Here is a 4,386-nt window from a genome sequence, read left to right as displayed (position 1 = left end):
TTCATCGATCCGGATCACGTTGCTCATCTCTTTGCCGTCGTCGTCATCAGTCATGCCATGCTCCCTTCAATCAGAATAAAGGGAACCGTACCAACCTGAAAATGTGCGAAAAATTTTGTACGTTATCAAAGCGCCTGGTGCGCGAAAAGCCGGAACCGCTGGCTGTTCCCGATGGCCCGAATGTGACCTGGTCGATGGACTTCATGTCGGATCAGTTGGCTGACGGGCGCAGCTTCAGGACCTTGAACGTTCTGGACGACTTCAACCGGGAGGGTTTGGGCATTGAAGTGGACATCTCGATACCAGCCCTTCGTGTTATCCGCACCCTGGAACGGATCATCGAATGGCGCGGACAGCCGTTGAACATCCGGGGGGACAATGGCCCGGAACATGTCAGTGCAGCCCTGCAAATATGGGATTCAAGACGTGGGATCGGCCTGGAGTATATCCAGCCGGGAAAACCGCAGCAGAACGCCTATGTCGAGCGCGACAACCGAACCGTCCGCCACGAATGGCTCGGACAATACATATTCGAAACGATAGAGGAGGCACAGGACCAAGCCACACGCTGGCTATGGACATACAACAATGAGCGGCCCAACATGGCCATCGGCGGTATTACACCCGCAATGAAACTGAAAAAAGCGGCCTGAAGTACAGTTATCGACCCAACGAAAAATGGGAGGATTACCCCGATCAGTTGGCCGATGGGCGCAGCTTCAGAACCTTGAACGTACTGGACGACTTCAACCGAAAACTTGTTTGTTGTTTTGCTCATATCGGCTCCACTTTCTCAGAAGTTGGAGCCTCCGGCAAACCCGGCGCGGTTCAATTGAGAATGTGCGTGTGAACTGGCTATTGAAAGTACTTTAGCACAAATTGTGTCACATTGTTTTTGCGAATAGTTCCTTTCCACAAAGCTGAGACCATTCTCGCGTTGTCGGCTCCATTTTTCTTCATTGAAATATAAGTCTATGATTTTTGACGCAAATATCTCAGGGGTGTCTGCAACACTAATATCTTGATCTTCGATGAGAGCCATGCCTTCGACCGCTATTGAGGTGCCGACGGATGGTACACCAAAACTCAGGCTTTGGATCAGCTTGCCTTTTATTCCGGCACCGAACCGGAGTGGTGCTACAAAGACGCGGGCATTATTGAAATGCGGTTCCAGTGCCGGTGCATTGGCGTGGACTGAGATCTGGTCGTTAGCGAGGTCCAAAACGTCTGGTGTTGGGTTCGAGCCAACAATGTCCAGTCTGCAGTTGGGTGGTAACCGGTGGCGCACCAACGGCCATATTTCATCGACAAGGTAGTGGACGGAGTCGATGTTGGGTGAATGTGTGAACCCGCCCAGAAACATGATGTTGGTTCGCTTTGCAAATGGAGCGGTTCCCGGGTTCACTTCTGCGATATATGGGAAAACAATGATTTCTTGATCATTGATTACTGATTTGATGGTATCATGTTCTTTTTGGGTGTGCACTATCAAGCAATCAGTATTTTGGTAGGTCTGAAGTTCCAGTTTTCTGGTTGATTGCCATGTATGGGAATAACCCTGTTTGGCACTTAATTCTTGTTCGCGCTTTTCACGCAGATAATGAAGATCCACATTGTGTAGGATGACAGGCACCTGTGGCACGTATGTCTTCAGAACGCCCAGATTTGGCTCTAAAGTTGTATATCGGAAAAAGAAAAAATAATCAGGAGCTGCCCCTGGACGCACAAGTTCACCAAGCGATTCTGTATAAGGCGAATACCCGCAGTAAACTCCAAGTCGTTGAAGATCGGTAACCTGCTTGCGCTGATACTTCTGAAATGCGGTTGGATAGAAGATGACCCTGTAACCCATATTCCGGTAGCTCCTGATTATTCGATCAGTTATAAAGGAGCCAGAATCTTGTAGGGGATCTGGTGTTTTTTCATCTACAATCAAAATGGTTTCCGCAGGTACAGAGCTTGGCTGTATATTCTCAGCTTCCAGACGCGTTTTATATCTTCCTGATTGAAGGTGTCGGAGGTCGCGCCGGATTGTAAAGCAAACGGTCGAGGCGAGTAGTGTTATAGAAATATTGGCGGTTGGGTCATCCTGAAGAGCCCTCCAACTTTCTCGTTTCATTGCTACACAGGCGCCAGAAACAGCGTCGACAGGTTGCGCATAGCTCCAGCGGGGGTGATGAAAATCTGCACCGATCGCTAGCCACTCCAGCTTCCCGTTTTTAGCTTGCTGCGCCCCGAAGTCGACAATACGCTCATTGAAGTCGATAATTTTGGGAGCTATAATATCAACGTCCTCATGATCATTAAAAGCTTTTATGATGTCGTCTATCAGCGCCGTTGGGACAAGAATCTCGCTTCTAAGCGTTAGAAGATAGCGGAATTTCTTGTCTACTAGGTTATTGTAGTCATCCGTGAACCACGGATTAGCTTGCGGTGTCAGACTAAGTTTTAGCCATGGGATCTCTCTCAAGACGTCGATCGTTCTTTGGTTGGCCCTTTGGGTTCGTCCATAGAAGGCACAGCGCTCAGAGTTGCGCATATGGGCCAAGTGTTTAACGCAGGCCAGAGCCTCCTGGGGATCCGACCCGAAATCGACTACTACTGCTATATCCTTCTCAATATTGATTTTCGCGACACCCCCAATTTTACAATCGGCAGATGCGGAGGTCACCGACGGGATGGATAATGTGTCCGAATGGAATGCTGCATACTTGGAGGCTACGGCTCGACAAAAATCACTCGGGGTATATGCCATTGAGGCGTCAAGTCGTTCGGGACAGGCTCCAAGGATTGGAGCCGCTTCAGCGCTGCTTGGTAGGTTGAATTCGGGGCGTTCAGTCTTTATGTAAATAGGCAGAAGAAATTCCGGCTGGAAGAGCAAGTCCTCATTATGATCCGCAAAATCATATAGAGTTTGATTGGGTGTGGGATCGAGAAACACTCGAAAACCTACTGATAGGTAGTGTTCAATTGGATCGAGGTTGTGGAACTGAACTATTGGATAGCGCAGTAGATAGGCGTTTTCGTCGAACAGCCCGCTGGCGCGCAACCAACGAGCTTCGACTTCGAGGTCTCGAGCCAGGGGCTCAGCACGATAAACCGTACGGTGTTCTTTTTGGCCGTGCTGTAGGTAATGCGAAAGTGGTTCACTGCCAGATAGTAAAACGTCCCTATGGCTCCTTAGATAACGTAGTGAGCTGAATGATGCGGAAGGCGCATAACCGAGCTTCCAGCCGAGTTTGAAATAATGTTTCAAGAGAGCGGTTCTGTTCTCGGTAGCCCGGCCCCGCTGGGGAATGCCATAGGCTTCGACTCCACTGAGTTGGGCTAGATAGAATTCGGGATCAAAGAGTTCTGAACTTGAGATGATTTTTTTGAACCGGCGCCATTCAAGAAATTCTGTATTCAGACTTGCACTCAGGATTTTAGTCATTTTTTTCAAGGGTTTACACAGTTCAGTGTTGACGTATGAGTCGGATCAGCAGCCAAGGCGTGTTTATCAAGACTAGATTTGGAGCCTCAACATGTTGTCGCGTGACAGGCCAAAACGACTGATTGGTAGTTTGGAGTTTAAGCTGCTTTGGGGGCGGTGCCAATTGTACTTGTGGGTCCAAATGGGCAGGTTGGCTGCGCGGTGCCGCGAGGAGGTATAGGCGCGCGCATGCGCCCATTTGAACTACTCCCCATCCGTTGGACAGTTTCCGGCGTAAATTACGCTGCTCTCTGCCTCTGTTGGTCGGTTTCGGTTTGGGTGAAGTAGACCACGGCGGGCGGCTGTCCGCCGTGGGCGGTGTGAGGTCGCTGACGATTGTAAAAGGAGATCCATTTTGCAACGCCGGCTTTGGACTGCGATCCGGTCTCCCAAGCGTGCCGATAGACACATTCATACTTCAAGGACCGCCACAGGCGCTCGATGAAGATGTTGTCGATACAGCGGCCCTTTCCGTCCATCGAGATCCGGGTCCCGACCCGCTTCAGCCGGTCGGTCCAGGCAAAGGACGTGAAATGGCTACCCTGATCCGTATTCATAATCTCGGGCGGGCCAAACCGATTGACCGCCTCGCTCAGCGCTTCGATGCAGAAGTCGACCTCCAGCGTGTTGGAGATGCGCCAGGACAGAACTTTGCGGGTAAACCAGTCCATGATGGCCACGGTAATCCTCCCATTTTTCGTTGGGTCGATAACTGTACTTCAGGCCGCTTTTTTCAGTTTCATTGCGGGTGTAATACCGCCGATGGCCATGTTGGGCCGCTCATTGTTGCATGTCCAGATAACGTACAAAATTTTTCGCACATTTTCAGGTTGGTACGGTTCCCTTTATTCTGATTGAAGGGAGCATGGCATGACTGATGACGACGACGGCAAAGAGATGAGCAACGTGATCCG

Annotated in this window: 2 protein-coding genes and 2 pseudogenes; 1 reads left to right on the top strand and 3 read right to left on the bottom strand. The window is 50.1% G+C overall.

Features of this window, described 5'->3' with window-relative positions; genetic code table 11:
- Window positions 1-653, top strand: a 653-nt coding sequence (locus F0184_RS20345) for an integrase core domain-containing protein (RefSeq protein ID WP_244299400.1), incomplete at its 5' end; no start/stop codon positions are given.
- Window positions 654-793: 140 nt separating this feature from the next.
- Here the strand turns inward: F0184_RS20345 and F0184_RS20340 are convergent.
- From F0184_RS20340 to F0184_RS20335, 3 genes and pseudogenes are all read right to left on the bottom strand, one after another.
- A complete protein-coding gene (locus tag F0184_RS20340) occupies window positions 794-3,433 on the bottom strand; it encodes a glycosyltransferase (protein ID WP_150497966.1) in 2,640 nt (879 codons plus the stop codon).
- Window positions 3,434-3,505: 72 nt separating this feature from the next.
- A pseudogene (locus F0184_RS20990) lies at window positions 3,506-3,673 on the bottom strand (IS481 family transposase); the annotation flags it as partial.
- Window positions 3,674-3,711: 38 nt separating this feature from the next.
- A pseudogene (locus tag F0184_RS20335) lies at window positions 3,712-4,152 on the bottom strand (transposase); the annotation flags it as partial.
- Between the last annotated feature and the right edge of the window lie 234 nt (window positions 4,153-4,386).

The sequence above is a fragment of the Roseibium aquae genome, from assembly GCF_008711285.1.
GTDB lineage: Bacteria > Pseudomonadota > Alphaproteobacteria > Rhizobiales > Stappiaceae > Roseibium > Roseibium aquae.
This window is presented reverse-complemented; position numbering and strand designations above follow the sequence as displayed.

Coding starts and splice junctions, on each gene's coding strand:
- F0184_RS20340 (WP_150497966.1), bottom strand. CDS start 3,433: ATGACTAAAATCCTGAGTGCAAGTCTGAATACAGAATTTCTTGAATGG.